Below are 26,819 nucleotides of genomic sequence, written 5' to 3' on the forward strand. Positions count from 1 at the left end.
TAAATAAGCAATTAATTAAGCTATTCTTTTTGAGAAGTACCATAATTGACCAACTTTTGCTAAGATTAGAATAAGATGTACAAGTTTAAGGAGTGGTAGCGTTTGGCCAATTTCAGGCATCTTTTGTCTAATTACTTTCGTTTGAGTGTAGCAACAGTATCCTTTATCGTTATGGGAATCATTTTGTTTTCCTTGTTAGTCAGCAACGTAACTCCTAATGTAGTGGATGTGAATGTTTATGAGCGTTCACCACGGGACATACAATCACCAATCACGATCCCGTTAGAAGATCAGACAGAAGCCAGGAAGAAGCTCGCTGAAGAGAGTATTAAGAATGAGTATACGTTTAATAAAGACCTCGCCTTAGTACAGGCAGAAGCCTTAAAAGATTTATTAGATATCGTAATAACGATTACCGAATCTGAAGAGAAGAAGAAAAAGGAAGATGAGGCTACCCTTACTTTAGAACAAAAAGTTATTCAATTAAAAGACTCGATCAATAAGTCGGATATTTCTGATGAAACATATATCGCACTTGCTGAAGCAAGTAAAGCAGAATTAAATAATGTGAAAAATTTAGCTCCTGATGTAGTAAATAAAGTCTTATCTGAGCCCGTAATGGTTGAAGAAGTGGAAGAAGCGAGAAGTGAAGCTATTCAGCTGATACGTGATAACAACCTCCCCTATTCTCTTCGAAATGCAACAGAGGAGATCACAAGAAGCTTTATCATCGCCAACAGAACGTTGGATACAGAGAAAACACGTCAAAAACGTAAAGAAGCGAGCGACAAAGTAGAAGAAGTTGTGATCAGGGAAGGAGAAGTCCTCGTGAAAAGCGGGGCAGTTATTACGCCTGAGATCTTTGATAGACTCAAAAAAGTCGGACTATTAGATCAGGAAATGAAAACGTATCCGTATTACGGATTATTCCTTTTTGTGCTGATCGTTATGGCGGGCTTATATTATTTTATGAAAGAAGAGCGTGAGAAAGAGCATTTTCGAAAATATGTAACCATCTATGCTTTATTATTTACTTTGACACTCGTAGTGATGAAAGTGTTGAGTGTTAGTACAGAACTTGGTCTTATGAGTCTCATGTATGCTGTCCCTGTTGCGGCAGGTGCGATGATGATCAAGATGTTGTTCAATGAAGAGCTTGCAGTTGTATCCACAATTATCTTTGCCTTTAGTGCAGCACTGATCTTTAATGAACAAACAGCTGGAAACTTTAACTTTATTATGAGTATGTATGTCTTGTTTAACGGTATGTCAGGAATCGTGTTTTTAGGAAAAACTCAACAGCGATCTAAAATCTTGCAAGCTGGATTTTTCGTATCTTTTATAGCCATCCTAACAGTAGCGAGTGTGCTATTGCTGCAAAACGGAAAATTCACATCTCTGCAGATTGGATTAGACCTTGGCTGTGCAGCCATTTCAGGTTTTATTTCAGCTGTTTTAACACTAGGGCTTCTGCCGGTCATAGAATCGTCGTTTAACATCTTATCTGTGACAAAGTTAATAGAGCTCTCGAATCCTAACCACCCAATTTTAAGAAAAGTACTCATGGAAGCGCCAGGGACGTATCATCATAGCATCATGGTCGCCAACCTTTCAGAAGCAGCATGCGAGTCTATAGGGGCTAATGGTTTACTAGCTAGGGTAGGATCTTATTACCACGATGTAGGAAAAACGAAGAGACCGCATTTTTTTATTGAAAATCAGATGAATATGGACAATCCGCATGATAAGATAGCACCACAGCTAAGTAAGACCATCATCACAGCGCACCCATATGACGGAGCGGACATGCTCCGTGCAGAAAAGATTCCGAAAGAGATTATTGATATTGCTGAACAGCATCACGGAACGACTCTGTTAAAATTTTTCTATCATAAAGCAGCTCAACTTACTGATAAGGAAGTAGCAGAGTCGGACTTTAGATATCCTGGCCCGAAAGCTCAAACGAAAGAAGTTGCGATCATCGGGATCTCTGATGCTGTAGAAGCAGCCGTTCGATCGCTTTCGAAACCAACACCAGTTAAAATCGACGGGATCATTCGCAAAATTATTAACGACAGGCTAGAAGATGGGCAGTTCGATGAATGTGATATCACGCTAAAAGAATTAGATATAGTTGCAAAAACACTTACAGAAACGTTAAAAGGAATTTTTCATTCCAGAATTGAGTATCCAGAAGAAACAAAAAAGGTGGAGAAACAATGATGCTACATGTTGAATATTTAAACGAGATCGATGAAAACAGTACTGATTTTCAAGAGTTATTAAGCAATGTTCTTGAGAAAGCAGCAGAGATGGAGAAAACAGGTCAAGCGGAAGTATCAATCACTATCGTATCAAAAGAACGAATTCAGGAGATCAACAAGGAATACAGACAAAAAGATAGTGTAACAGATGTTATTTCCTTTGCTATGGAAGAAATGGGTGAAGATGAGACAGAGATCATCGGAGGAGAAGAGACAAGGTTCTTAGGCGATATCATCATCTGTCTAGATGTTGCGAAAGAGCAAGCGGAAGAGTACGGACATTCATTAGAGAGAGAAATGGGCTTTCTTGCGGTTCACGGCTTCTTGCATTTATTAGGCTATGACCATATGAACGATGAAGATGAAAAAAGAATGTTTGGAAGACAAGAAGAAATTTTGGAGCAATATGGTCTGAAAAGATGATCCATTGGAAAAAGTTATTTTCAAGTTTTGTTTTTGCATTTACAGGAATTATCTCAACGTTTAAATCAGAACAAAATTTTAAGATCCATACTTTTATAAGTGTAATCGTGATTATTTTCGCGGTTGCACTTGATTTTTCTAAAGAAAGATTCGTCCTTTTATTTATTGTAATCGGAATCGTTCTATCACTCGAACTTGTAAACACGGCGATTGAGAGTGCGATCGATCTTATAACAGAGAAGAAACATCCACTCGCGAAGAAGGCGAAAGATGCCGCTGCAGGTGCAGTTTTGGTTTTTTCAATGTTTGCTGTTATAATCGGTATACTGCTATTTATTGAACCGCTGATAAATAGTATGTAGCTATTTTTGTTAAGAAGGTGAAAGAGTAATGAATAAAGAACAATTGATGGAACAAGCGAAAATCGCACGTGAAAAGGCTTACGTACCATACTCTAAGTTTCAAGTAGGTGCAGCTCTTCTAACGGCTGATGGTAAAGTATATAACGGAGCGAATATTGAGAACGCTGCGTATAGCTTAACGTGTTGTGCTGAACGTACGGCATTATTTAAAGCGTATACAGAAGGTGACACAAAGTTCAGTGCAATCGCTGTTGTAGCAGATACAAAGCGTCCTGTACCTCCTTGTGGGGCATGCCGACAAGTTATCTCTGAATTATGTCCGCCAGAGATGCCAGTTTATCTAACAAACCTTAAAGGTGATGTACAAGAGATCTTAGTAAAAGATTTATTACCTGGTGCTTTTTCGCCGGAGGATCTAAATGACTAAAGAAGGCTATAAATCAGGTTTTGTAACGATTATCGGCAGACCTAACGTAGGTAAATCCACTCTTTTAAACAAAGTGATCGGACAAAAAATCGCCATAATGAGTGACAAGCCTCAAACAACAAGAAATAAGATACAAGCGGTTTATACAACAGATGAGTCTCAAGTTATCTTTATTGATACACCTGGTATTCATAAACCGAAGCACAAGCTAGGCGATTTTATGACTAGAACTGCACAGCAGACGTTAAACGAAGTCGATCTTATCCTATTCGTTATTAATGCAGAAGAAGGATATGGACGAGGTGATCAGTTCATTATAGACAGACTTCAAAACGTGAAAAATCCTGTCTTTTTAGTCGTAAACAAAATCGATAAAGTACATCCTAATCAATTGTTGCCGTTGATCGATATGTATAGAAATAAGTTAGACGTTGCTGAAGTCGTGCCAATTTCCGCTCTTAATGGAAATAATGTGGATACACTTCTTGAACAGATCGTTTCCTACATGGAAGAAGGGCCGCAATTCTACCCTGAAGACCAAGTAACCGATCATCCAGAGCGATTTATAACGGCAGAATTGATCCGCGAGAAAGTTCTACATCTTACTCGTGAAGAAATTCCTCATTCCGTAGCCGTAATCATTGAAGAGATGAAAGAACGGGAAGAAAAGAACGTCGTTTTTGTTAACGCAACGATCATCGTAGAACGTTCGTCTCAAAAAGGAATCATCATCGGTAAACAAGGAAAGATGCTAAAAGAAGTCGGAAAAAGAGCAAGAGAAGACATTGAAACTCTCTTAGGATCGCGTGTCTTTTTAGAATTGTACGTAAAAGTACAAAACGACTGGAGAAACCGCCAAAAGCAGCTAACCGAGTTCGGTTTTAATGAGGATGAGTATTAAACAGCAGTTACTTTAAATGGGTTTGTAGTTCGTCTTTGAATAGTTGTTTGGAGTGAAAGGTGCGAGACTCCTGGGGGATGAGTGTGACAGGTGAGACACCTTAGGGCGCAAAGCGTCAAGGTGGCTCACCGCACGCCCCCCGGAAAACGAGTACCTGAAACGGAAAACAACCACTTACAAGAATGACCCCCTGCGAAAAGTATAAAACTGTTAAAATTTCCTTGACATGAAATAAACAATTAAGGTGAACCTAGTTATTACAGGAGAAAAACAAATAGAAAGGTGTGTCCAAACATGAAAGAATTTACTTGGAAAGTATTCTGTGAGACGGGCAGTATTGATACCTATTTGTTATACAAAGAGCTAGACCATGAAATAACAGCACTATCAGCAGTTATTCCTTATGATGAGTCTCTTGAGGAACCTCCATTTCATTAATAAGTAACTACGGTGCCTTCTTAGATTTGAGAGGGTGGTGATTTACCTTGCTTTATAAAGTTGAAGGAATCGTCATTAAAACCGTTCCGTATGGTGAATCCAATACGATCATCACTTTGTATACAAAAGAATTTGGGAAAGTCGGCGTAATGGCAAGAGGAGCCAAAAAGCCCAAAAGCCGCTTTACTTCCATTACGCAACTTTTTACATACGGAATTTTTGTTTTTCAAAAAGGCCGAGGACTCGGAACTTTACAGCAAGGCGAAGCGCTTTCTTCTTTTAGAAAAATAAGAGAAGATCTCGTGAAAACCGCTTATGCCGCTTATCTAGCAGAACTATTAGACAGAAACACCTCTGAGGATGATCTTAAACCGGATCTTTTCGGATGGATCAAACAATCCTTAGAATATATCAATCATGGGATAGATCCCGAGGTCATAACCTTTCTATTCGAACTAAAAATAATGAAAACATCCGGAATCGTACCTGAGTTGAGTAAATGTGTTTCATGTCACTCAACAGAAGGCGATTTTTCTTTCTCGATTAGAGAAGGTGGTTTCCTTTGTGAGAGGTGTTCATACAAAGATCCTTATAGAATGCGGATCTCACGGGGCGCAGTAAAACTGCTTCATATGTTCTATCACCTTGATCTTGCACGACTTGGAAACGTTTCTTTAAAAAAAGAAACCAAAAGAGAGCTTCGAATGTTGTTTGACGCCTACATGGACGAATATTCAGGAGTGTTTTTGAAATCAAAGAAGTTTCTGAAACAATTAGATGATTTATCGTGAAAAACTGTGAAGCTTTTATTCTTTACAGTTTTTTTAGTTCGCTTTCTCACATGAATAGGTTATAATAATGAGAATAAGTATAACACATTGGATGCGGCAAAAGGTGGTGTACACGATCGAACTTAATAAGAGGCAGCAAAAAATCATTGAAATTGTTAAAGATAATGGGCCTATTACAGGTGAACAAATCGCAGATCAACTTGATCTTACAAGAGCTACACTCAGACCCGATCTTGCCATTCTAACGATGGCAGGTTATTTAGATGCTAGACCAAGAGTTGGTTATTTTTATACAGGGAAGACAGGGTCGCAGCTTCTAACGGAAAAAATAAAAAAGATTAAAGTTGCGGAATTCACATCCATGCCTGTTGTCGTTCAAGATTCAGCGACGGTATACGAAGCTATATGTACGATGTTCTTGGAGGATGTTGGTACTTTATTTATCATTAATAAGAACGGACATCTTGCTGGCGTAGCTTCACGAAAAGATTTATTAAGAGCAAGCATGGGTAAACAAGAGATCAACAGTATCCCAATTAACATTATTATGACAAGAATGCCTAATATCACATATTGTTTTAAAGAGGATTATCTCTTAGATATCGCACACATCTTGATCAGAAAACAAATTGATTGTCTTCCAGTCGTAAAACGCTCAGATGATGAGAGTGGTTTCGATGTAGTCGGTAGGATTACGAAGACGAATATCACAAAGGCATTTGTGGAATTAGCACATGATGAATTACTATAATTGAATGGGGAGGCCAACATGACAGGACGTCCTATCGTATATGTCGTTTCCGATTCAGTCGGAGAAACGGCAGAGTTGGTTGTTAAAGCGGCGGCGAGCCAATTTAATTCAAATGGAATAGAGATTAAGAGAGTTCCATATGTGGAAGATAAAGAGACGATTGATGAAGTCATCTCATTAGCGAAGGATCACAACGGGATTATCGCATTTACTCTTGTCGTGCCTGAAATAAGCGAGTACGTTGCTAAGCAGGCTGCGTTGCACAACATACCTACAGTGGACATTATGGGTCCGATTATGAATCAGCTGCAATCTCGGCTAAATCAAGTTCCAAGATATGAACCCGGAGTCGTGCATAAGCTTGATGATGATTACTTTCGAAAAGTTGAAGCTATTGAGTTTGCCGTCAAATATGACGATGGCAGAGATCCTAGAGGAATATTAAAAGCGGATGTTGTACTAATCGGTGTATCAAGAACTTCAAAAACACCACTTTCACAATACTTAGCACATAAACGTTTAAAGGTTGCGAATGTACCTATTGTTCCGGAAGTAGAACCGCCCGAAGAATTGTTTAAAGTTTCACCTAATAAATGCTTCGGTCTTAAGATAACCCCTGAGAAATTAAACGATATTCGTAGAGAACGTTTAAAGGCGCTTGGTTTAAATTCTGAAGCGAACTACGCAAACATGGAGAGAATCAAGCACGAGCTCGTCTACTTTAACAAAATCGTTGATCAGATCGGATGCAGAGTGGTTGAAGTCTCAAATAAAGCTGTCGAAGAATCAGCTAACGTGATCTACAATTTGTTTCAAGGAAAGTCTTATAAATAAAGCGCAAATGATTGCGCTTTTTTATTTTCATCATTTTACTGGTAAAAAGGAGAGAGTTTTATTATAATATTACATTGTGATTAAATTTTATAAGTTTGTCCAAAATAGTGATAAATTGAGGATGCTAATTTAAGGCAAATGCTCTTATATGAAGGAGAATCACTGTAAAAGTAGAACATAAGAATATGGAAAAATTAATTGGTAATGTATTTGTAGATGCAGATGCTTGTCCTGTTGTGATAAAGGAAGAAATTTTTAAGTTCTCCAAAATGTTTGATTTTGAACCCATATTTGTTACTTCATACGCTCACGCGAGTAACACGGACCAGCCTGGCCGTTGGATATTGGTCGATGCAAGTCCTGAAGAGGTTGATCTTTACATACATAATCATTCTAAAAAAAATGATCTTGTTGTGACTCAAGATCACGCCCTCGCGAGCCTTCTTCTTTCAAAAGGGGTTTACGTCATCACCCCTAGAGGGAAACAGTTTCAAGGGAATGAAATGGAACGAGTGCTTCATGAACGTTATATGTCTGCAAAAGCTAGGCGTTCTGGCAAGCATTCAAAAGGACCTGCTAAATTTAAAAAAGAGGACACAGAAAGATTCTGCACAGTTTTTTGCGAAATCCTGTCGAATGTTGAAGGAAAATAGAATTGTGCCACGAATATATATCTAGTGTCTAAAAGAAACAGAGATTCTGTGGTGGTTATATGGAACGTATACCTGAGGACTTAATAGAGAAGGTCAGGTCATCAAGCGATATTGTTGACGTGATCAGCGATTATGTTCCTCTTAAGAAACAAGGCAGAAATTATTTTGGCCTATGTCCTTTTCATGGGGAAAAATCGCCATCCTTTTCTGTCTCACCTGAAAAACAAATTTACCATTGTTTCGGTTGTGGAGCAGGAGGCAATGTTTTTTCTTTTTTGATGAACATTGAAGGATACTCTTTTATTGAAGCTGTAACGCAGCTTGGGAAAAAAAGTGACATCGAACTTCCTCAAATTCATCAGCAAAACTTCTCTGAAAAAAGCTCTGACGAGAAAAAGGCGATGACTGAGATTCATGAGTTGTTGGCTAAATTGTATCATCACTGCTTACTTCACACAAAACAGGGAAGGCCGGCGTTAGAATATTTGGAGAAGAGGGGATTCACTAGAGAATCCATAGAGCGGTACCAAATTGGTTATGCTCCAGATTCTTGGGAGACCGCATCACAATTTCTCCAAAAAAGAGGAATGGACCTACACATCGCTGAAAAAGTTGGGTTGATCGGAAAGAGACAATCTGATGGAAAACCGTATGATCGATTTAGAAATCGAGTCATGTTTCCGATTTGGGATCGTACAGGTGCAGTGGTCGCTTTTGGTGGCCGGGTTTTAGACGGGAAGGACGAGCCGAAATACCTTAATAGTCCAGAGTCTAAGATCTTCCAAAAAGGAAGAACTCTTTATGGTTTAAACCTTGCACGTGCAGAGATGAGGCAGAAACAACATGCTGTCATTTTTGAAGGGTATGTAGATACAATTGCAGCTTTTAGAGCAGGAGTTACAAATGGTGTTGCTTCATTAGGTACTTCGTTAACGGAAGATCATGCAGCCATTTTGAAACGAAATGTTCAATCTGTCACAATCTGCTATGACTCTGACCGAGCTGGCGTGGAAGCAGCGTTTCGAGCTTCAGAAGTTTTAACAAAACAAGGCTGTACCGTGAAGATTTCACAGATGCCTGATGGAATGGACCCCGATGACTATATTTCGAAATTTGGAAACGATTCGTTTTTAAAAGATATAATAGGGGCTAGCCTAACTGTGATGGCATTTAAAATACAATATTACAGACGCGGGAAAAACCTTCGAGATGAAGGAGAACGGATGATCTATATCGAAGAGATTATTCAAGAAATTGCGCGTCTGCCAAAAGCGGTTGAACGAGATCATTATCTCCGCCAGATCGCTTCTGAATTTAATCTTTCATTGGATGCTCTAAAACAACAGCAGACACAGACTACAAAGCAACTGCAAAGGTCTAAGGATAACGCCCCTAAAAAGCGGGATAATAATTTTAGAATACAAACACTTTTGCAAAAGTCATTGTTGCCGAGAAATCTGAATGCTGAACGTATTGTCCTTGCTCATATGTTAAAAAGTGAGGAAGCCGCTTTTTTAATTCAAGAAAAGTTGGATTCAGGCTTTAATGTTGAAGAGCATAATGCGATTGCTGCATACTTATATGCCTTTTATGAAGAAGGAAATAAACCCAATGTAGGGTTGTTCATGCAGCGTATCGACGATGACAAATTAAGGAAATTAGCTTCGGAATTGGCGATGCTTACAATCAGTGAAGAGCTGAATGAAATAGAGCTCGCGGATTATATTCGTATTATTTCTAGCTATCCTTTATTGCGGGAGATACAAGAAAAAGAAAAACAGCAAGAAGACGCAATAAGAAGGAATGAAATAAAACTGGCAGCCCAAATTGCCCAAGAAATTATGAGAATGAAAAGATCTCTTAAATAATCGGGATGTAGGATGGTTGAAGTTTTGGAAGGAGGGGATCGAATGGCTGAAAAACCAAACCGTCAAGGTACGGAAGGCGAATTAACCATCGATCAAGTTAAAGAACAATTAGTTGAGGCCGGTAAAAAGCGAGGACGGCTAACATATACTGAAATCACAAGTAAGCTGGCACCTTTTGAACAGGATTCTGATCAAATGGACGAGTTCTATTCTTACCTTGAAGAACAAGGTGTTGAAGTTGCTGAAGCGTCTGAAGATGCAGAAGACGAAGAGGACCCTAAGTTCGAAATGGAAAAAGAGGAAGAAGAATTCGATCTTAATGACTTGAGCGTACCACCAGGTGTTAAGATCAACGATCCAGTCCGTATGTACTTAAAAGAAATCGGACGTGTAGACTTACTTTCAGCAGACGAAGAGATCGAACTAGCTAAACGTATTGAGAACGGTGATGAAGAAGCCAAACGCCGTCTTGCAGAAGCTAACTTACGACTTGTTGTAAGTATTGCCAAGCGTTATGTTGGTCGTGGAATGCTGTTCCTTGATCTTATCCAAGAAGGTAACATGGGATTGATCAAAGCTGTTGAAAAGTTCGACTATGACAAAGGATTTAAATTTAGTACGTATGCAACATGGTGGATTCGTCAAGCGATCACGCGTGCGATTGCTGACCAAGCTCGTACGATCCGTATCCCGGTGCATATGGTTGAGACGATCAACAAACTGATTCGTGTTCAACGTCAGTTACTTCAAGATCTTGGGCGTGAACCATCACCAGAAGAAATCGGTGCTGAGATGGAACTAACTCCTGAAAAAGTGCGTGAGATTCTCAAGATCGCTCAGGAGCCAGTCTCTTTAGAAACACCTATCGGTGAAGAAGACGATTCTCATCTTGGTGATTTTATTGAAGATCAGGATGCATTAGCTCCTTCAGAAGCTGCGGCTTATGAGTTATTGAAAGAGCAGCTTGAAGATGTTTTAGATACCTTAACGGATCGTGAAGAAAACGTTCTTCGTCTTCGTTTCGGACTTGACGACGGACGTACTCGTACCCTTGAAGAAGTAGGTAAAGTGTTTGGCGTAACGCGTGAACGTATCCGTCAGATCGAAGCTAAAGCACTCCGTAAACTCCGCCATCCAAGCAGAAGTAAACGATTAAAAGACTTTTTAGAGTAGAAAGTTTGCCCAATTCTGGGCAAGCTTTTTTTATTTCTTTCATTTTACTTATTATTCCACCTCAATGCAAACTCATCAAAAACTCATTATCTCATACAATTTCCTGCATAATTCTTTTTGTTGCTTGCTTATTCTTCTGTATATTAAATTAAAAATTCTTTAAATCTTGTAAAAATTCAGCCTTTATATCTATAATAAATATGTAAGCGCATACAAATAAAAGCGTAAATTTATTAAAGGGTGGGATGCAACCATGAATTTTACATTAACAGAAGAGCAGTTGATGATTCAAAAAATGATGAGAGAATTTGCAGATGAAGTGGTAGCTCCGGGAGCTGAAGCAAGAGATAAAAATAAAGAATTCCCGGTAGAGATTTTTCAAAAGCTATCTAAATTAGGAATGATGGGTCTGCCTTTTCCAGAAGAATATGGTGGAGGCGGAGCTGATACTATAAGTTTTGCCATTGCTGTAGAAGAACTGAGCCGCGCTTGTGGATCTACTGGAATTACATATTCTGCACATGTATCTTTAGGTGGAGCTCCCTTAAACCTATTTGGCACGCACGAACAAAAAGAAAAATATCTGACCCCAATCTGTACAGGTGAATCTCTGGGAGCTTTCGGATTAACAGAACCTAATGCAGGCTCTGATGCAGGTGGTACGGAAACAACGGCGAAAGCGGAAAATGGTGAGTGGGTGATTAATGGCTCAAAATGTTATATCACGAACGCGAGCTATGCCAAGCACTTAGCGTTAACTGCTATTACAAATAGAAATGGTAACGATAAAGAAATCTCTGCGATTATTGTACCAACAGATGCTAAAGGATTCCGTGTTATCGATAATTACGAGAAAATGGGTCTTCACTCTTCAAACACCACTGAACTTTTTATGGAAGATGTGAGAGTACCTGAAGAAAACCTTTTAGGAAAGCGCGGAGACGGCTTTAAACAGTTCCTGGTGACCTTGGATGGAGGAAGAATAGGTATTGGTGCGATGGCAGTAGGAATTGCACAGGCGGCCTATGAGAAGGCTCTAACATATGCAAAAGAGCGGAAACAATTCGGAAGATCTATTTCGAAATTCCAAGCGATCCAATTTAAGTTGGCCGATATGGCGATGAAGATCGAATTGGCTAGATTAATGGTATATAAAGCAGCATGGCTAAAAGATCAAGGTAAGAAGTTCTCAAAAGAAGCCTCGATGGCAAAATTATACGCATCTGAAGCATGTATGCAGATCTGTTCTGAATCGGTTCAAATACATGGCGGTAATGGCTATATGAGGGATTACCATGTAGAACGTTATTTCAGAGATGCTAAACTTCTTGAGATTGGAGAAGGTACATCAGAGATTCAGCGTATCGTTATTGCAAGAGAGATCGGCTGCTAACAATCGTTAAAAGACCAAGTGATGGGGTGAATTATGGCTGAACTAATGAAAGTAACTGTAGGGGATTGTTTAAGAAAACAAGCGTTGAAACTTAAGGATCAAGAAGCTATGGTTTACAGCAAACTAGGAATTCGCTATACCTATCAAGAATTTTATGAATTAACGACTAAGGTTGCCAAAGGTCTGATGGCAATGGGAATAGAAAAAGGAGATCATATAGCTGTTTGGGCCACAAATGTACCCGAATGGCTGTTGCTCCAATTCGGGTCAGCTAGAGCTGGAGCCGTTTTAGTCACGGTCAATACGAATTATCAATCTTCTGAATTAGATTATTTATTGAAGCAGTCTGATGCAAAAGCTTTATTCTTTATCGAACAATTCCGTACTACTTCATACAAAGATATGGTAGATTCTGTTAAAGGCAGGTTAACGGAATTTCCTGTATTGAAACATTTCGTTCAACTAGATGCTGAATCTTCATCTTATGAAACATTCTCAGATATGTTGAAAGCTGGGAACGTCGTATCTGATGAAGAACTTCAAAGAAGAGAATCATCTCTTCATTGCGATGATGTGATCAACATGCAATACACTTCTGGAACGACAGGGTTTCCGAAAGGGGTCATGTTGACGCATTACAATATTGTTAATAATGCGAGACAGATAGCAGATAGTATGAACTTAACAAGTGCAGATCGATTGTGCATTCCTGTTCCTTTCTTTCATTGTTTTGGCTGTGTTTTAGGGACCCTTGCTGCCGTTTCAGTCGGAGCTACGATGGTGCCGATCGTCCAATTTGATCCTCAAGAAGTTTTAGAAACGGTTCAAAACGAAAAGTGTACAGGGTTGCATGGAGTTCCTACAATGTTCATCGCGGAATTGAATCTTCCTGATTTTGATTCTTATGACTTGCAAACACTTCGAACAGGAATCATGGCAGGATCACCTTGTCCGATAGAAGTGATGAAGAAAGTGATCGAAAAGATGGGAATGTCAGAGATCACGATCGCATATGGCCAGACAGAATCTTCTCCTGTTATCACTCAAACGAGAACAGATGACCCGATCGAGCGCAGAGTTGAAACAGTCGGAAAGAAGCATTCTCAAGTAGAAGCAAAAGTGGTCGACCCGATAACGAATAAAGAAGTGAGTCCTGGTGAACAAGGAGAACTTTGTACACGAGGTTATCATGTTATGAAGGGCTATTACAAGATGCCTGAAGCGACGAACGAAGCGATTGATTCAGATGGATGGCTTCATACTGGAGACCTAGCTACTGTAGATAAAGAAGGCTATTTTAAAATCACAGGTCGTTTGAAAGATATGATCATCCGTGGCGGTGAGAACGTATATCCGAGAGAGGTTGAAGAATTCCTCTATTCACATCCTTCTATCCTTGATGTACAAGTAATCGGTGTCCCGGATAAAAAATTTGGAGAAAAAGTAGCGGCATGCATCCAAATAAAAGAAGGTCATTCACTTTCTGAAAATGAATTGAAGGCTTATTGTAAAGGAAAAATCTCGCACTTTAAGATTCCAGAATATTATCTCTTTCTTGATCAGTATCCGATGACTGCTTCTGGAAAAGTACAGAAATTTAAGCTTCGAGAACAAGCGATAGAGGCACTTTCAGTTATACATGAATAGCCACCAGTAGTGTGGCTTTTTTCTTTTTTGTACCTCTTCATTTAAAGTGAATGACTGAATCTACAAAAGTTAGGTAAAAAAGTTTAAAAAGTTAATGCTGTGACAAAACTGGGAAAAATAGAGTTTGTACTTCCCAAGTAAACGCTTTTACAGTACAATAGGTTATGGATTGTTTACTATACATATTAAGTTTATCAAGATCACAACACATGTAGTGTACAGACGAAGGAGGAATTTGCATGAAACGTAATCCACTCATTCCTTTTGCCATTATTGGAGTTATTGGAATTGTTCTTATGCTTACAATGGGCGGATATGGTATCAACAAAATTCATACGGCTAGTGAAAATAAAGAAAAGGCTGCTATGGATCCGGAAGCTATTTTTAAACAAAACTGTTCTTCTTGTCATGGACAAAACCTTGAAGGTGCATCTGGACCAGCACTTGATAAGATTGGTGGCAAGTATAAGCCGGAAGAAATTGCTGATATTATCAAAAACGGTAAACCAGGTGGAATGCCAGCTGGTGTCGTAAAAGGTGAAGAAGCTAAAATACTAGTTGATTGGTTAGCAGAAAAAAAATAAAATAAGAAGAGCTTCTTGTTATTTATAACAAGAAGCTCTTTTCTTTGTATGATCAGATCGTAAATTCGTACTTTTTCTAAAAGTTTTATGTCTTTCTAGCTTTTTTTTACAAAAAATGATCGAACGTGTGAATACTAAAACTAACAAATTAATTGAAACGGTGATGAAAAAATGAATTCAGAAAAATTATCAAATCGACTCGAGCGAGTTGCTTCATACGTACCTGAAAACACAATTTTGGCAGATATCGGATCTGACCACGCTTATCTACCCTGTTATCTCGGGCTAAAAAAGGGAATAAAAAAAGGAATCGCAGGTGAGATTACACAAGGTCCTTACTTATCCGCTAAGGAGCAGGTGGAATTAGACAAACTAAACGATGTGATCGAAGTTAGAAAAGGTGATGGACTTTCAGTACTTAAACCAGACGAAGCAGAAGTAATCACGATTTGCGGCATGGGTGGTTCTTTGATCACATCTATTCTTGAAAAAGGAAAAGATAAGCTTGGACGAGCACGTCGTCTAATTCTCCAACCTAACGTTGGGTCAAAAACAGTAAGAAAATGGCTATTAAAAGAGAACTGGGTATTGATTGCTGAAGAAATTTTAAAAGAAGATGGCAAGATCTACGAGATTCTTGTCGCCGAACGCACAGGCGATCAACCATATACTGATCGTGAAGAAGCGGAATTATTGTTCGGCCCATTCTTATTAAAAAATCAGAACGAAGCGTTTAAAGACAAGTGGGCAGGGGAAGTCAAGCAATGGAAAGCGATTTTGGCTCAAATGGAAAATAGTTCAGGAGTAACTGCAGAGAAAAAAAGAGAAGAATTAAGAAGAAACATAAAATTTGCAGAGGAGTGGATTTCTTGAGTAGAAGTGCGAGCGCGCAATATATCATTTCTCTTTTAGAAAGTTTCGCACCTAAAAAGATGGCTATAGAAGGTGACCCTATCGGATTACAAGTAGGTTCATTGAACAAACCCGTAAAAAAGGTGATGATCGCACTTGATGTATTAGAAAGTGTCGTGGATGAAGCGATTGAAGGAAAAGTTGATCTGATCATTGCTCATCATCCTCTGCTATACCGTCCATTGAAAAGAATTGATATCAACACATCAAAAGGTAAGGTTATTGAAAAATTAATCAAGAACGATATAACGGTGTATGCGGCACATACGAACTTAGATGTTACATCGCTAGGGGTTAATGAATGGCTGGCTGATCAATTGCAATTAACGAGCACTGAAGTGTTATCAACAACATATGAAGATAAACTCGTAAAGTTATCTGTGTTTGTACCTAGCACACATGAAGATCAAGTCAGGGTTGCCATCGGTAATGCTGGAGCTGGTCATATCGGAAATTATAGTCACTGTTCGTTCTCAAGTAATGGTATCGGTACATTTACACCATTAGAAGGTACGGAACCTTTTATCGGAAAACAGGGTGAATTGGAGAGAGTAGAAGAAGTCAAAATAGAATCAATCCTGCCAGAATCTATTGTAAAAGTGGTTGTTTCAGCAATGAAAAAAGCACATCCATATGAAGAGGTAGCGTATGACCTCTACCCGCTTTTGAACAAAGGGGAGGAGCTTGGAATTGGAAAGATCGGAAAGCTTCCTAAAGAAATGGACCTTCAGGAATTTGTAGAGCATGTGAAAACCGCTTTTGGAGTATCGCATCTTCGAGTTATTAAAGGTAAAAATTCTATTATTAAAAAAGTTGCCGTCGTAGGCGGTGATGGAAACAAATATATTTATCCAGCTCTTCATAAAGGAGCAGATGTATTAGTTACAGGAGATATCTATTATCACAATGCACATGATGCTCAAGAAGAAGGGCTTACAATCGTAGATGCTGGACATCATATCGAACAGATCATGAAGATTAAGCTCAAGGATATACTTGAAGAGAAACTTATGAATAACAAATATGAGACTGTTGTTGTAGAATCAAATATTATTACAGATCCTTTTACGTTTATGTAGACGGGGATTTTAATTTAAATAAAGTCAAAAAAAAAGCTGGAGTACTCCAGCTTTTTTTTATGACTTTTTCTCTTTAACTTTAGGAAGAATGCGATTAAGGGTCACTTTACGCTCTTTTTTCCATGTCTCTTCATTTTGGTCATCATAGTTTTTAAGGAAATCGATAACTTCTTTCGTTATTGGTGTTGGTGTAGAAGCACCAGAAGTAATTCCTACCTTCTTTACGCCTTCTAACCAACTAAGTTCGATTTCAGATACATCAGAGATTCTGTATGCTGTTGTTCCTGCAATCTCTTCTGAAACTTGAGCTAACCGATTTGAGTTATTGCTTCTAGGATCTCCAACTACAAGTACCAGGTCACAATCACCTGCTTGATTTGCAACAGCTTCTTGTCTGACTTGAGTAGCCAAACAGATCTCTTTATGAACTTCAGCAGAAGGATATCTCATAAGCAGTCTCTTAATGAGTTCAGCTACATCCCATTGACTCATCGTCGTTTGATTTGTAATGAGAATCTTTTCACTGTTCACGTTTAGTGAATCTAAATCATCGGTATTTTCAACCAGGTGTACGATATGAGGTGCGATTCCGATCGCTCCTTCTGGTTCAGGGTGACCTTTCTTACCGATGTAGATGATCTCATACCCCTCTTTTTCTTTCTCACGAATAAGGTCATGCGTTTTTGTAACATCAGGACATGTAGCATCAATCTCATATAAGCCTTTTTCATGAGCAATCCGTCTAACTTCTGGGGAAACACCATGAGCGGTATAAATAACCGTGCCTGTTTCAATATTTTTAATGATATCCAGTCTGTTCGCACCATCGAGGGTAATGATACCTTCATCTTCAAAGGCATCTGTCACATGTTTGTTGTGAACGATCATACCTAGTATATAGATGGGTCTAGGCAATGTCGGGTCATTAGCAGCTTGGCGTGCCATGACCATCGCGTCCACTACACCATAACAATATCCTCGTGGAGATATTTTAACGATTTCCATATTGGATCTCTCCTTTATTTCATATAAAAGACAGCACAGAGATCTATGCTGTCTTGGGAGATTTACTTCTGTATGTGTTTATTATAAAGGAGAGACCATAAGAACTCAAACACTATACTCATACATATAGTTTCGGCCCCGATAAGTGGTAGCCCTTAGGTACGTTTGTCTTAGGTGCTGACGGTACAGCTTTTGTAGCATTTGGCGTTTTTTTGATCATTGGCGGTGCCTCGGTCTGCGTGGATGACTTTGTAGACTTTGGTCCAGCCACAACCACCTTTTCTTCTGTTTCTGTTTTTACTTTTTCTTTTTTTTCGTTTTTCTTTATAACGCTTTTCTTAGCATCACTTTTTTCATCCGTAACCTTTGTTTCAGTCGTTTGATCTGTGTTTTCCGGTTTTTCGGAGGTATCTGCCTCAGTATCATTCTCTGCCTTTGAGCTCGATCCGCTTTGGAAATCTTTAAGAGCTGTCATGATGGAAGGCAGATTTCTCATTGCAGGTCCATATTGTTTGATCATAGGTCCCATCGTCTCAGCAACTTTTAAGACCTTTTGCACGTTGTTCAACATCGTAAACACACTTGTTCCACCTGTTATACTTCCACCGCTGCCAATCGTCCCCAAGAATCTGTCAACAGAACCCATCTGACGCGGCATACCATTCATCCCATTCATGTTTTGAAGATATGGATTTACTTGAAAGGGCTGCATAGGATGCTGAGGTTGATTTGGATATCTATAAAAAGGCTGCATAATTCCCCCTCCTTTCCAAAATAATACGCTCATATATAGAATATGAAATAAGAAAAACATGTGTGATATTTATCCCTGTTTTCTTATTAATCTTAAGGATGGTTGGCTTAAATGCAAAACTTACTCTATAATACTAAAAGTGAAGAATTTATATTTGAAAAGAAAAGGTGAGCGTATGAAATCTCCGTTTGAACGGTTAAAAATAAACGAATCGCTCCAGACCGCTTTAAGTGGTATTGGATTTGAAAGACCAACTGATATTCAAGAGCGTGTAATTCCTGGAATAATCAACGGACAAGACATGATCGGACAATCGCAAACAGGTTCAGGAAAGACATTTGCGTTCCTGCTGCCATTGATGCATAGAATAGACATCACAAAAGACGAGGTACAAGCAGTAATTACAGCTCCTACTCGTGAATTAGCACAACAGATCTACAACGAGTTTCTAAAGATCTCTGAGCATATGCCTGAGGATAAGCAAATCCGCGCAAAAGCAATCGTTGGTGGAACGGATAGAAAACGTATGGCTGAAAAACTGAAAACAGTTCCTCAATTAGTGATTGGAACTCCTGGTCGTATTAAAGACTTGGTAAACGCTCAAGAGCTAGTTGTCTTTACAGCGAACATGCTCGTAGTTGATGAAGCCGATCAGATGCTAGATATGGGCTTTATTGAAGATGTAGATCTGATCGCTTCTCGTATGGCCAACGAATTACAAATGATGGTGTTCTCTGCCACTGTTCCAGAAAAACTGCAGCCATTCTTGAAAAAATATATGCAGAACCCTAAGCATGTTCACGTTGAACCACAGCATATTACAGCAAAGGACATCAAGCACGTTCTTATTCAAGCAAAACACAATGACAAACTTCCTACGCTTATCAAAACAGCAAGAAACTATAATCCATATTTTGCGATTATATTTGCTAACACAAAAAAAGCAGTTGATGAGATCGCGGATGCTATGAGTGCTGAAGGAATGAGTGTTGAACGTCTTCATGGTGATATTCCGCCTCGTACAAGAAAAAGCATCATGAAACGTGTTCAGAAAGCTGAGTTTCAGTTCTTAGTAGCAACTGACCTTGCAGCTCGTGGAATTGACATCAAAGGTGTCAGCCACATCATCAACTACGAGTTCCCGAAAGATCTTGATTTCTACATTCATAGAGCAGGAAGAACGGGCCGTGCGGGAATGTCAGGAATCTGTGCATCTCTTTACGAGCAAACAGATCAGCATTCTGTACAAAAGTTAAAAGAGAAAAAAATCATTTTCCACATCGAACAATATAAGAACGGTGAATGGGTACCTGTAAAACCGAGCAAGAAAAGTACGGGTGCAAAAGAGCAGGATGGCGTTTATGTACCAAAACCGCGCAAAGTAAAGCCTGGTTATAAGAAAAAGATGGACGAACAGAAAAAGAAACTAATGAAGAAGAAAAGAAGAAACATCAGATAGTAGGTTAGGGAAGAGGGGAAAATATGATTAAACTAGGATCTCACGTTTCAATGAGCGGTAAAAAAATGCTTCTCGCTGCGAGTGAAGAAGCTGTTTCATATGGTGCCAACACTTTTATGATCTATACAGGTGCACCCCAAAACACGAGACGAAAAAAAATTGAAGACCTTAATATCGAAGCTGGAACGAAACACATGATCGAGAACGGTATCGTTGACATTGTTGTTCACGCACCGTATATCATCAACATCGGGAATGCTGTTAAGCCGGAAACGTTCGAGCTGGGGGTCGATTTCTTAAGAAGAGAGATCGAACGAACTGACGCACTTGGTGCAAAACAGATCGTACTTCATCCAGGAGCACATGTTGGAGAAGGTTCCGAGATCGGAATTAAGAAGATCATCGAGGGGCTTAACGAAGTATTAACGAAAGAGCAGAATGTTCAAATCGCACTAGAGACAATGGCAGGTAAAGGATCTGAATGCGGCAAGACATTTGAAGAACTTGCACAGATTATTGATGGTGTAACGCTTAACGAAAAACTATCTGTTTGTTTTGATACATGTCATACTCATGATGCAGGTTATGATATCGTTAATGATTTTGATGGAGTAATGAACCAGTTCGATAAGCTGATCGGAATCGATCGTATTAAAGTTTTCCACATCAATGACAGCAAAAATGTAACGGGAGCTGCTAAAGACCGACATGAAAACATTGGCTTTGGACATATTGGCTTCGATGCCTTAAACTACATCGTTCATCACGAGCAATTTAAGGATATCCCAAAAATTCTTGAAACACCTTATGTAGGTACTGATAAAAACAACAAAAGACCTCCATATCAATTAGAGATCGAGATGATCAAAGCAAAAACATTCGATCCAGAACTTCAGAACAAGTTATTGAACGCATAACTATTGCACAACTGATTAATGTAAAAAGATAAAGAGCCGCACAGCTGTGCGGCTCTTTTGTGTTACCTATCAATGTACGTTTGGATTAAGTATTGGATATAGTTCGCTTTTTCAGGGCTAACTTCTTTTGCGATGGTAGCAATGATCATCTTACGCTGTGATAGATTCTTGATATCAATTGTCTGCCTTCGCAATATGTTTACGATCTGTACGGCTTCTTTTTGTGAAATGGGAAGCTGATATTGCGCGGCAAGTGAGATCAGTTCGTTCGGACTGATCGAATTAAGTTTCTGATTTACAAAATGAACAATGATTGGATTCATTTAGAAATCCCTCCCGACTTTCTCATTGTATGAGGAAGGAGGGAAGAAAGTGCTAAAAAAAGACTTTGGAATATTGTCCAAAGTCTTTTTGTTTATATTTTTATACAATTGTATGAAGAATAAAATTCATAAAGAATAAAAAGGCGATCACATACATCGGTGCTGTAACCTGTTTTTTCTGTCCGGACATCCATTTAACAAGTGGATATGCGATAAATCCAAATGCAAGACCATCCACGATGCTGTACGTTAAAGGTATGAGCGCAATAATAAGAAATGATGGAAACATCTCTGTAAAATCAGCAAAAGGAATATGCTGAATCTGCTGAACCATCAGACCGCCAATGATAATCAAGATAGGAGCGATAGCCCCATCAGGAATATAGGCTATGAAAGGTGCTGCAAACATGGATAAGAAGAACAATACAGCAACTGTAATACTTGTTATCCCCGTTCTGCCGCCTTCTTGTATTCCAGATGCACTCTCTACCGTGGAGATCGTAGGACTAGTTCCGAATAAACCAGAAACGATTGATGAAGCTGCATTCGCTTGAAAAGCTTTTGGAAACTTTTCTTGATCAGGTAATAAGCCGTATAACAATCCCATGTTCTCGAATGTGATGATCATGGTCAATGAGAACGTTGCGATCCAAAAGGAAAGCTCTGTTATCCCTGAAAAATCAAACGCAAAAAATAATTCACCAAACGGTTTAAAAGAGAATCCATCAGACATGCCTTTCACTTCTTGTGTATGGCCCATAAAGAATCCTACAAGAGTGGTCAAAGCAATCCCGATCAGAAAACTTCCTTTTACGTTTTTTAGAAACAGAGCCAGTGTTACCGAAAGGCCGATTACTGTCAGGATTGCGTCGGGACGATCTAAATGTCCTAACTTTACAAAAGTTGCAGAGCTCGCTTCGATGATACCGCCTTTTTGTAACCCAATAAACGTTAAAAACAAGCCGATTCCTACTGTTATGCTATGTTTCAATGATTGCGGAATACTTTTTGAAAGTATGTCCTTTAAAGGTGTTGAAGCTGCGATTAAAAAGAATATCCCAGACATCACCACAGCAGCAAGAGCTTCTTGCCAGCTTAAATTCATACCTTGCACGATAGTATACGTGAAAAACGCGTTTACCCCCATGCCTGGCGTTAATACGATCGGAGCCTTTGCATACAGCCCCATGATCAGACACCCAACTACAGAAGTAAGGATCGTAGCTAGAACTACTCCCTCATACGGCATACCAGCATCTGCTAATATTAGTGGATTAACGACAATAATATAAGCGATGGTGAAAAATGAGGTGATCCCTGCAAGTACTTCTTTCTTTAGTGAAACTTGATTTTGTTCCATTTGTTCCTTCCTTAAATCTTAAAAACATCCCTCTCCCACCCAGCAGTTTCCTGCCAGAGTTGATTATATAGCAAATGTAGAAATATGGCTAGAAAAAATCGTTTACAATCTTGTGTCCACACTATATAATTTGACTTAAGTAAAAAAGTTGCCTAAAGGAAACATTTACTTCTTCCGAAAATATTCACTTTCCTTCTATTCATTTCATACAATTGTGAAGGGATTATTTTTTTATATTAAAGTTGCGCTTGGGCAAAAAAAGTTACTGAATGAAAAAGGAGGTCTTTTTCAATGAATGAAGCACTAAAGATAGATCACTTGTACGTGTCTTATTTAGGGAACCAAGTAGTTAAAGATATATCATTCTCAGTGAATCAAGGTAGTTTAGTGGGGGTCATTGGGCCTAATGGTGCCGGTAAATCGACTATGATGAAAGCTGCTTTACATTTAATACCAAGAGACAAAGGTGATGTAGAGGTATTTGGAGAGCCGCTTAAAAAATGGAGAAAAAGAATCGCATATGTTCCGCAGCGCTCAGATATCGACTGGGATTTTCCGATCACAGTATTTGACGTGGTATTGCTTGGAACATATCCAAAATTGGGATTATTTAAGCGCCCTTCAAAAAGTGATAAAGAATGGGCATATGAGTGTTTGAGAACGGTAGGTATGGAAACGTTCAGTGATCGACAGATCGGTGAACTTTCAGGAGGACAGCAGCAAAGGGTATTCCTTGCAAGAGCATTGGCTCAAAAAGCAGAGTTGTTCTTTCTCGATGAACCTTTCGTGGGGATTGATGTTGCAAGTGAAGAAACGATCATTCATATTTTGAGAGATCTAAAAAAAGAAGGAAAGACCATTCTGGTCGTACATCATGATCTTAGTAAAGCTGAATCCTACTTCGATCATTTGCTGCTATTGAATAAGAATATGATTCATTACGGTGCATCTGAAGAAGTTCTTCAGCCAGAGGTGATCACAAAAGCTTACGCCAACCAGTTCTCATTTCTTCAGCCTAAAGGAGTGAATGTGACATCATGAGTATTTTTGAATTCTTTCAAGCGTTGTTTCAATATGAATTTTTACAAAAAGCGTTATTTACCTCAGTAGTTGTAGGTATTATTTGTGGAATTGTAGGATGTTTCATCATCTTAAGAGGCATGGCTTTAATGGGGGATGCGATCTCTCATGCTGTGTTGCCTGGTGTTGCGATCAGCTATATGTTAGGGATTAACTTTTTCTTTGGAGCTGTTATAACTGGGGTTCTTACTGCGATCGGAATCGGATATGTGAGTCAGAACAGCAGGATCAAACATGATATGGCTATAGGAATCATGTTTACGAGTATGTTTGCTGTAGGAATTGTCATTATAACCATGATGAAAAGCTCTGCCGATCTTTATCATATTCTTTTTGGTAACGTTCTTGCAGTACGAATGAGTGACATGTGGATCACACTTGGAATCGGTGTACTGGTAATTGGGTTAGTTGTTCTATTTTACAAAGAGCTTCTCGTTTCAACCTTCGATCCAACTATGGCACAAAGCTATGGATTGCCTAACAAATGGATTCATTATTGTTTAATGGCCGTTTTAACGATGGTCACAGTTGCATCGCTGCAAACGGTAGGAATCGTTTTAGTAGTTGCGATGCTGATCACACCGGCAGCTACGGCTTATCTATTAACCAACCGATTGTCGGTCATGATCTATCTTTCTGCATTAATAGGTGTCATCTCTTCTGTGTTTGGCTTATATTTCAGCTTTACGTATAACTTGGCATCAGGTGCAACGATCGTATTAGTTTCAGCTTTTCTGTTTGCACTCGCGTTCTTCTTTTCACCATCACAAGGAATCGTTTGGAAAGCGCACAAATCTAGAAAAAACAGGCTAGAACTGTTAGAGAAATAGGGAGGATGATAGTATGTTTAATAAAGTAACAAAGCTCTTTTTAGCAGGAACATTATTAGCAGCTGCAGCTGGATGCAGTGCGGGTGGAAATGAATCAGAAAAGGTAGAAGTCGTAGCTACTTATTCTATCATCTATGATTTAGTTAAGAATGTCGGAGGTGACAAGGTAGAAGTTCATAGCTTAGCACCTATTGGTTCGAATCCACATGAATATGATCCGCTTCCAGAAGATGTTTTAAAAACAACGGATGCAGATGCAGTTTTCTATAATGGTTTAAATCTTGAAGAAGGAAATTCATGGTTTGACAAATTGATGAAAACAGCTGATAAAGATGGTAAAGATGCACCTGTTTACCGTGTTAGTGAAGGGGTAGATGCGATCCATCTGGAATCTAAAGGTCTTGAAAAACAATATGATCCACATGCATGGCTGAATATTGAGAATGGGATCAAGTATGTTGAAAACATTCGAGATGCATTGATGAAAGAAGATCCAGAAAATAAAGAATACTATCAAAAGAACGCTGAAGAATATATTGGTGAATTAAAAGCTCTTCACGACAAAACTATCGCAGAATTAAGCAAGATCCCTAAAGAGAAACGCGTACTTACAACAAGTGAAGGAGCGTTCAAATATTTTGGAGAAGCCTACAACATGGAAACGGCTTATGTTTGGGAGATTAATTCTGATAATCAAGGTTCACCACAGCAGATTAAAAGCTTAGTCGATTTCCTAAAAGAAAGAAACGTTCCAGCTCTGTTCGTTGAAACAAGTGTCGACGCTAGAAGTATGGAAACAGTATCTAAGGAAACAGGTATTCCTATTAAAGGAAAAGTGTTTACCGATTCTCTAGGTAAGCCTGGTAAAGATGGAGACACTTATAAAAAAATGATGGAATGGAACACAGAAACGATTATTGAGGGGTTAAAATAAGAATTATAAAAAGAAGCTGAAAATGTTCAGCTTCTTTTTGTTTTTACTAAACAATGCTTTATAATACGTAGAGTGAAGTTTGCAATAAAGGTGGAAAAAGGTATGAATATAAAAGCAGTCTGTTTTGATATGGATGGTGTGATTGTTGATACGATGCGTCACCATGTTGAAGCGTGGCGGCATGCATTTAATATAAATGGCTTTGATCATGAAGAACTCGTCTTTTACTTAAGAGAAGGAATGCCAGGAAAAAAGACAATCGTAGATGTTTTTAATCATTCTAATGTCGAAGTTAATGAAGAGTTGATCGAAAGTATATATGTTCAAAAAAGAGATTATTTTAAGGAACATGCACAATATGAATTTATAGAAGAAACCGTATCTACACTTATAGCCTTAAGTGATGAGCACATTCCTATTGCAGTCGTTACAGGCAGTAGAAAAGAATTTGTTTCTGAAGTTTTAAGTAAACTGCCTGTTACTTTTGATATAATTGTTACTGGAGATGATGTGAAAGAAGGAAAACCATCGCCTGAACCGTATTTATTAGCTATGGATCGACATTCTTTTAAGCCAGCAGAGTGGCTGGTTATAGAGAACGCACCACTTGGTATACAATCTGCCAAGAGTGCAGGAGCTTATTGCTTGGCCGTTGAAACGACTCTTGAAGAAAAGTACCTAAAAGAGGCCGATCAAATCATCCGACCAAAAGATTTGCTGCGCCATGTTAGGAGACTCATAAAAGGTATGAAATAAAAACGTTTATAGGCATGCTCATAGAGCATGTTGTTTTACTTTGTTCATAATTCGTGTATACTATGAGACAGTTTAAATCGTACTCATTACTACTTATTTTCATTTTTCTCACGGAGGTTAATCATGAATAACAATATAGGATCGATAGCCATTCGTGTAGATGATTTATCGTTTCATTATGGCGATAAAAATGTTCTCCAGCATGTAACGATGGAGATTAAGAAAGGATCTTTCCTTGGACTAGTTGGTCCGAATGGTTCAGGTAAATCTACACTAATCAAATGTATATTAGGGCTACAAAAGCCTCAAGAAGGACATGTTTTTCTTTTTGGGGAAAAAGTAAATAAATTTAATGACTGGGACAAAGTAGGGTATGTTTCACAGAAAGCAAATAGTTTTAACACAGCCTTTCCTGCAACCGCGTTCGAAGTCGTATCGATGGGGCTTTTTGGTAAAGTGGGATTGTTTAGATTCTTAAAAGCTTCGGATAAGAACAAAGTATGGGAAGCATTAAGGTCAGTGAAAATGGATCAGTATGCCCACCAGAACATAGGAGAGTTATCTGGAGGACAGCAACAGCGAATTTTTATTGCTCGTGCACTAGTAAGCGATCCCGAACTATTAATATTAGATGAGCCAACTGTTGGAGTCGATACGGAATCATCAGACTCTTTTTATAAGATGCTTAAAGAACTTCATCGTGAGAATAACATGACGCTTGTGTTGGTAACTCATGATGTCGGTGTGATGACGAATTATGTAACAGATGTAGCTTGTTTGAACAAACAGATTCATTTTCATGGAAATACAAAAGAGTTTGAAGAGAGCTCATCTGAAAATATGTCTGCTTTTTATGGTCATCATGTTCATGTTCTTCACCATGATCATGGTCACGAGTAAG

General features: G+C 38.8%; 28 protein-coding genes. 24 read left to right on the forward strand and 4 right to left on the reverse strand.

Translation table 11 applies throughout. The features are described from left to right. The first annotated feature begins 102 nt into the window (after nucleotides 1–102). The 17 genes from FS458_RS06955 (at nucleotide 103) to FS458_RS07035 (ending at nucleotide 16,500) form a co-directional block, all read left to right on the forward strand. Nucleotides 103–2,223 (forward strand): HD family phosphohydrolase, encoded by a 2,121-nt coding sequence (locus FS458_RS06955; RefSeq protein WP_144698991.1) that lies wholly within the window; start codon nucleotides 103–105, stop codon nucleotides 2,221–2,223. Continuing rightward, on the forward strand, nucleotides 2,220–2,687 hold the full coding sequence (gene ybeY, locus FS458_RS06960; protein ID WP_144698993.1) for an rRNA maturation RNase YbeY: 468 nt from the start codon (nucleotides 2,220–2,222) through the stop codon (nucleotides 2,685–2,687). Before FS458_RS06955 ends, ybeY begins: the two co-directional genes overlap by 4 nt. After that, nucleotides 2,684–3,049 (forward strand): diacylglycerol kinase family protein, encoded by a 366-nt coding sequence (locus FS458_RS06965; protein WP_144698995.1) that lies wholly within the window; start codon nucleotides 2,684–2,686, stop codon nucleotides 3,047–3,049. The genes ybeY and FS458_RS06965 overlap by 4 nt, the downstream gene beginning before the upstream one ends. A 28-nt stretch (nucleotides 3,050–3,077) precedes the next feature. Next, the gene (locus tag FS458_RS06970) at nucleotides 3,078–3,476 is read left to right on the forward strand and encodes a cytidine deaminase (RefSeq protein WP_137788846.1); all 399 of its coding nucleotides are present in this window, start codon (nucleotides 3,078–3,080) and stop codon (nucleotides 3,474–3,476) included. After that, nucleotides 3,469–4,377: a GTPase Era gene (era, locus tag FS458_RS06975; RefSeq protein ID WP_144698997.1), complete on the forward strand. Its 909-nt coding sequence runs from the start codon at nucleotides 3,469–3,471 to the stop codon at nucleotides 4,375–4,377. The genes FS458_RS06970 and era overlap by 8 nt, the downstream gene beginning before the upstream one ends. 294 nt (nucleotides 4,378–4,671) lie before the next feature. Next, nucleotides 4,672–4,815, forward strand: a complete 144-nt coding sequence (locus FS458_RS06980) for a YqzL family protein (RefSeq protein WP_144698999.1) — start codon at nucleotides 4,672–4,674, stop codon at nucleotides 4,813–4,815. 47 nt (nucleotides 4,816–4,862) lie between these two features. Next, on the forward strand, nucleotides 4,863–5,606 hold the full coding sequence (recO, locus tag FS458_RS06985) for a DNA repair protein RecO (protein ID WP_144699001.1): 744 nt from the start codon (nucleotides 4,863–4,865) through the stop codon (nucleotides 5,604–5,606). Nucleotides 5,607–5,673: 67 nt separating this feature from the next. Then, nucleotides 5,674–6,357: a helix-turn-helix transcriptional regulator gene (locus FS458_RS06990; protein WP_231607259.1), complete on the forward strand. Its 684-nt coding sequence runs from the start codon at nucleotides 5,674–5,676 to the stop codon at nucleotides 6,355–6,357. An 18-nt stretch (nucleotides 6,358–6,375) separates the two neighbouring features. Next, on the forward strand, nucleotides 6,376–7,191 hold the full coding sequence (locus FS458_RS06995) for a pyruvate, water dikinase regulatory protein (protein ID WP_137788849.1): 816 nt from the start codon (nucleotides 6,376–6,378) through the stop codon (nucleotides 7,189–7,191). A 185-nt stretch (nucleotides 7,192–7,376) separates the two neighbouring features. Next, nucleotides 7,377–7,844, forward strand: coding sequence for a YaiI/YqxD family protein (locus tag FS458_RS07000; protein ID WP_144699003.1), 468 nt, complete (start codon nucleotides 7,377–7,379; stop codon nucleotides 7,842–7,844). A gap of 59 nt (nucleotides 7,845–7,903) precedes the next feature. After that, nucleotides 7,904–9,712, forward strand: coding sequence for a DNA primase (gene dnaG / locus FS458_RS07005; protein ID WP_144699005.1), 1,809 nt, complete (start codon nucleotides 7,904–7,906; stop codon nucleotides 9,710–9,712). Nucleotides 9,713–9,754: 42 nt separating this feature from the next. Further along, nucleotides 9,755–10,885 carry an RNA polymerase sigma factor RpoD gene (gene rpoD / locus FS458_RS07010; RefSeq protein ID WP_066396256.1) on the forward strand — a complete coding sequence of 377 codons (1,131 nt, stop codon included), beginning with the start codon at nucleotides 9,755–9,757 and terminating at the stop codon, nucleotides 10,883–10,885. A 253-nt stretch (nucleotides 10,886–11,138) separates the two neighbouring features. Further along, complete coding sequence (locus FS458_RS07015) at nucleotides 11,139–12,278, forward strand: acyl-CoA dehydrogenase family protein (RefSeq protein WP_144699007.1); 1,140 nt, start codon at nucleotides 11,139–11,141, stop codon at nucleotides 12,276–12,278. A 33-nt stretch (nucleotides 12,279–12,311) separates the two neighbouring features. Further along, the gene (locus tag FS458_RS07020; protein WP_144699009.1) at nucleotides 12,312–13,925 is read left to right on the forward strand and encodes an AMP-binding protein; all 1,614 of its coding nucleotides are present in this window, start codon (nucleotides 12,312–12,314) and stop codon (nucleotides 13,923–13,925) included. A gap of 239 nt (nucleotides 13,926–14,164) precedes the next feature. Continuing rightward, on the forward strand, nucleotides 14,165–14,509 hold the full coding sequence (cccA, locus tag FS458_RS07025; protein ID WP_144699011.1) for a cytochrome c550: 345 nt from the start codon (nucleotides 14,165–14,167) through the stop codon (nucleotides 14,507–14,509). A gap of 171 nt (nucleotides 14,510–14,680) precedes the next feature. Beyond that, on the forward strand, nucleotides 14,681–15,382 hold the full coding sequence (locus FS458_RS07030; RefSeq protein ID WP_144699013.1) for a tRNA (adenine(22)-N(1))-methyltransferase: 702 nt from the start codon (nucleotides 14,681–14,683) through the stop codon (nucleotides 15,380–15,382). After that, nucleotides 15,379–16,500, forward strand: a complete 1,122-nt coding sequence (locus FS458_RS07035; RefSeq protein ID WP_144699015.1) for a Nif3-like dinuclear metal center hexameric protein — start codon at nucleotides 15,379–15,381, stop codon at nucleotides 16,498–16,500. The genes FS458_RS07030 and FS458_RS07035 overlap by 4 nt, the downstream gene beginning before the upstream one ends. 57 nt (nucleotides 16,501–16,557) lie before the next feature. On the opposite strand, the gene FS458_RS07040 is transcribed toward FS458_RS07035, so the two are convergent. Both FS458_RS07040 and vrrA read right to left on the reverse strand, forming a co-directional pair. Beyond that, complete coding sequence (locus tag FS458_RS07040; RefSeq protein ID WP_144699017.1) at nucleotides 16,558–17,505, reverse strand: 4-hydroxy-3-methylbut-2-enyl diphosphate reductase; 948 nt, start codon at nucleotides 17,503–17,505, stop codon at nucleotides 16,558–16,560. Between the two features lie 118 nt (nucleotides 17,506–17,623). Further along, on the reverse strand, nucleotides 17,624–18,259 hold the full coding sequence (gene vrrA, locus FS458_RS07045; RefSeq protein WP_186320479.1) for a VrrA/YqfQ family protein: 636 nt from the start codon (nucleotides 18,257–18,259) through the stop codon (nucleotides 17,624–17,626). Between the two features lie 175 nt (nucleotides 18,260–18,434). On the opposite strand from vrrA, the gene FS458_RS07050 reads away from it, so the two are divergent. Together FS458_RS07050 and FS458_RS07055 are read left to right on the forward strand one after the other, a co-directional pair. Further along, the gene (locus tag FS458_RS07050; protein ID WP_066396238.1) at nucleotides 18,435–19,718 is read left to right on the forward strand and encodes a DEAD/DEAH box helicase; all 1,284 of its coding nucleotides are present in this window, start codon (nucleotides 18,435–18,437) and stop codon (nucleotides 19,716–19,718) included. Between the two features lie 23 nt (nucleotides 19,719–19,741). Beyond that, nucleotides 19,742–20,635: a deoxyribonuclease IV gene (locus FS458_RS07055; protein ID WP_144699021.1), complete on the forward strand. Its 894-nt coding sequence runs from the start codon at nucleotides 19,742–19,744 to the stop codon at nucleotides 20,633–20,635. A 62-nt stretch (nucleotides 20,636–20,697) separates the two neighbouring features. On the opposite strand, the gene FS458_RS07060 is transcribed toward FS458_RS07055, so the two are convergent. Further along, nucleotides 20,698–20,958, reverse strand: a complete 261-nt coding sequence (locus FS458_RS07060) for a DUF2624 domain-containing protein (RefSeq protein WP_066396234.1) — start codon at nucleotides 20,956–20,958, stop codon at nucleotides 20,698–20,700. Between the two features lie 100 nt (nucleotides 20,959–21,058). After that, a complete protein-coding gene (locus FS458_RS07065; protein WP_144699023.1) occupies nucleotides 21,059–22,318 on the reverse strand; it encodes an NCS2 family permease in 1,260 nt (419 codons plus the stop codon). Nucleotides 22,319–22,609: 291 nt separating this feature from the next. On the opposite strand from FS458_RS07065, the gene FS458_RS07070 reads away from it, so the two are divergent. The 5 genes from FS458_RS07070 (at nucleotide 22,610) to FS458_RS07090 (ending at nucleotide 26,818) form a co-directional block, all read left to right on the forward strand. Next, nucleotides 22,610–23,359, forward strand: a complete 750-nt coding sequence (locus FS458_RS07070; RefSeq protein ID WP_144699025.1) for a metal ABC transporter ATP-binding protein — start codon at nucleotides 22,610–22,612, stop codon at nucleotides 23,357–23,359. Continuing rightward, on the forward strand, nucleotides 23,356–24,228 hold the full coding sequence (locus tag FS458_RS07075) for a metal ABC transporter permease (RefSeq protein WP_144699028.1): 873 nt from the start codon (nucleotides 23,356–23,358) through the stop codon (nucleotides 24,226–24,228). The genes FS458_RS07070 and FS458_RS07075 overlap by 4 nt, the downstream gene beginning before the upstream one ends. 13 nt (nucleotides 24,229–24,241) lie before the next feature. After that, a complete protein-coding gene (locus FS458_RS07080; RefSeq protein WP_144699030.1) occupies nucleotides 24,242–25,162 on the forward strand; it encodes a metal ABC transporter substrate-binding protein in 921 nt (306 codons plus the stop codon). Nucleotides 25,163–25,264: 102 nt separating this feature from the next. Beyond that, on the forward strand, nucleotides 25,265–25,918 hold the full coding sequence (locus tag FS458_RS07085; RefSeq protein ID WP_144699032.1) for an HAD family hydrolase: 654 nt from the start codon (nucleotides 25,265–25,267) through the stop codon (nucleotides 25,916–25,918). A 123-nt stretch (nucleotides 25,919–26,041) separates the two neighbouring features. Further along, complete coding sequence (locus FS458_RS07090; RefSeq protein ID WP_144699034.1) at nucleotides 26,042–26,818, forward strand: metal ABC transporter ATP-binding protein; 777 nt, start codon at nucleotides 26,042–26,044, stop codon at nucleotides 26,816–26,818. Nucleotide 26,819: the final 1 nt, after the last annotated feature.

Source organism: Fictibacillus phosphorivorans, from assembly GCF_007673525.1.
Taxonomy (GTDB): domain Bacteria; phylum Bacillota; class Bacilli; order Bacillales; family Fictibacillaceae; genus Fictibacillus; species Fictibacillus phosphorivorans_C.

Bases quoted from the DNA above. Each gene is read 5' to 3' on its own strand.
- FS458_RS07000 (WP_144699003.1), top strand. From the start codon at position 7,377: ATGGAAAAATTAATTGGTAATGTATTTGTAGATGCAGATGCTTGTCCT.
- FS458_RS07030 (WP_144699013.1), top strand. From the start codon at position 14,681: ATGAATTCAGAAAAATTATCAAATCGACTCGAGCGAGTTGCTTCATAC.
- dnaG (WP_144699005.1), top strand. From the start codon at position 7,904: ATGGAACGTATACCTGAGGACTTAATAGAGAAGGTCAGGTCATCAAGC.
- FS458_RS06980 (WP_144698999.1), top strand. From the start codon at position 4,672: ATGAAAGAATTTACTTGGAAAGTATTCTGTGAGACGGGCAGTATTGAT.
- FS458_RS07090 (WP_144699034.1), top strand. From the start codon at position 26,042: ATGAATAACAATATAGGATCGATAGCCATTCGTGTAGATGATTTATCG.
- cccA (WP_144699011.1), top strand. From the start codon at position 14,165: ATGAAACGTAATCCACTCATTCCTTTTGCCATTATTGGAGTTATTGGA.
- FS458_RS06990 (WP_231607259.1), top strand. From the start codon at position 5,674: ATGAGAATAAGTATAACACATTGGATGCGGCAAAAGGTGGTGTACACG.
- rpoD (WP_066396256.1), top strand. From the start codon at position 9,755: ATGGCTGAAAAACCAAACCGTCAAGGTACGGAAGGCGAATTAACCATC.
- FS458_RS06970 (WP_137788846.1), top strand. From the start codon at position 3,078: ATGAATAAAGAACAATTGATGGAACAAGCGAAAATCGCACGTGAAAAG.
- FS458_RS07080 (WP_144699030.1), top strand. From the start codon at position 24,242: ATGTTTAATAAAGTAACAAAGCTCTTTTTAGCAGGAACATTATTAGCA.
- FS458_RS07040 (WP_144699017.1), bottom strand. From the start codon at position 17,505: ATGGAAATCGTTAAAATATCTCCACGAGGATATTGTTATGGTGTAGTG.
- FS458_RS07085 (WP_144699032.1), top strand. From the start codon at position 25,265: ATGAATATAAAAGCAGTCTGTTTTGATATGGATGGTGTGATTGTTGAT.
- FS458_RS07070 (WP_144699025.1), top strand. From the start codon at position 22,610: ATGAATGAAGCACTAAAGATAGATCACTTGTACGTGTCTTATTTAGGG.
- FS458_RS07065 (WP_144699023.1), bottom strand. From the start codon at position 22,318: ATGGAACAAAATCAAGTTTCACTAAAGAAAGAAGTACTTGCAGGGATC.
- FS458_RS07075 (WP_144699028.1), top strand. From the start codon at position 23,356: ATGAGTATTTTTGAATTCTTTCAAGCGTTGTTTCAATATGAATTTTTA.
- FS458_RS07060 (WP_066396234.1), bottom strand. From the start codon at position 20,958: ATGAATCCAATCATTGTTCATTTTGTAAATCAGAAACTTAATTCGATC.
- FS458_RS07020 (WP_144699009.1), top strand. From the start codon at position 12,312: ATGGCTGAACTAATGAAAGTAACTGTAGGGGATTGTTTAAGAAAACAA.
- FS458_RS06965 (WP_144698995.1), top strand. From the start codon at position 2,684: ATGATCCATTGGAAAAAGTTATTTTCAAGTTTTGTTTTTGCATTTACA.
- FS458_RS07050 (WP_066396238.1), top strand. From the start codon at position 18,435: ATGAAATCTCCGTTTGAACGGTTAAAAATAAACGAATCGCTCCAGACC.
- ybeY (WP_144698993.1), top strand. From the start codon at position 2,220: ATGATGCTACATGTTGAATATTTAAACGAGATCGATGAAAACAGTACT.
- vrrA (WP_186320479.1), bottom strand. From the start codon at position 18,259: ATGCAGCCTTTTTATAGATATCCAAATCAACCTCAGCATCCTATGCAG.
- FS458_RS07055 (WP_144699021.1), top strand. From the start codon at position 19,742: ATGATTAAACTAGGATCTCACGTTTCAATGAGCGGTAAAAAAATGCTT.
- era (WP_144698997.1), top strand. From the start codon at position 3,469: ATGACTAAAGAAGGCTATAAATCAGGTTTTGTAACGATTATCGGCAGA.
- FS458_RS07015 (WP_144699007.1), top strand. From the start codon at position 11,139: ATGAATTTTACATTAACAGAAGAGCAGTTGATGATTCAAAAAATGATG.
- FS458_RS06995 (WP_137788849.1), top strand. From the start codon at position 6,376: ATGACAGGACGTCCTATCGTATATGTCGTTTCCGATTCAGTCGGAGAA.